The sequence below is a fragment of the Alkalibacterium sp. s-m-28 genome (assembly GCF_054658175.1).
This window is the reverse complement of the sequence record NZ_BAAGIQ010000243.1, coordinates 1-610: the sequence shown is the minus strand read 5'-3', so window position 1 is coordinate 610 and position 610 is coordinate 1. Positions and strand designations below refer to the sequence as shown.

1 protein-coding gene and 1 pseudogene are annotated in these 610 nt (G+C 32.1%); both read right to left on the bottom strand.

Annotation, left to right across the window (positions count from 1 at the left end; all coding sequences use genetic code 11):
* On the bottom strand, positions 1-199 hold a 199-nt coding region (locus ACYQ4S_RS12150), incomplete at its 3' end, for a hypothetical protein (protein ID WP_459771422.1).
* A 152-nt stretch (positions 200-351) separates the two neighbouring features.
* A pseudogene (locus ACYQ4S_RS12145) lies at positions 352-610 on the bottom strand (IS21 family transposase); the annotation flags it as partial.

Below are 610 nucleotides of genomic sequence, written 5' to 3'. Positions count from 1 at the left end.
TTTTGGTTACTGAATAGTAATAGTGAGATAATGCCTTGTCTATATTCTCGCTAGCCACTAAATAAGAATCATTAAATTTTGACATAATTTTAATATAAAAATTTTGCGTGCGATGATTAGGGTAATGTTCCTTAATATACTTTTCAAACTTCTGTAGTAATTTATCTGCATCTTCACAACCGTCGGTTGAAATACTCATGGAAATCCCTCCTCTAATATGTACCTCAATTATTTTCTATTGACTCATTAATGTAAAGAAATATCTATCAGAAAACCGTTCAATAGTTAATATCAGGAAAAACTTTACATTACTTTCTACTTAACATTAAATTTGTAATGTGAAGATTTACATTACAAATTGTCGCATATTAAACGAATTGTGGTACCGTCAAAATAGGTGAACATATTTATATGGCAACGTAGCCAGGTATCACTTTTCATATCAAGCGTTGGTTCCACATAAGTGTATTGACTATAAGGAAGAGCTCCTACAAACAGATAGACAGTGGTTATTTCACCTGTGTCTGGATTTAATAAACTCATGGTTGATCCACTCCAGTCAACTTGAATTGAGACGCCGGGTTTATGTTTCAAATGATTCGTTAATCGA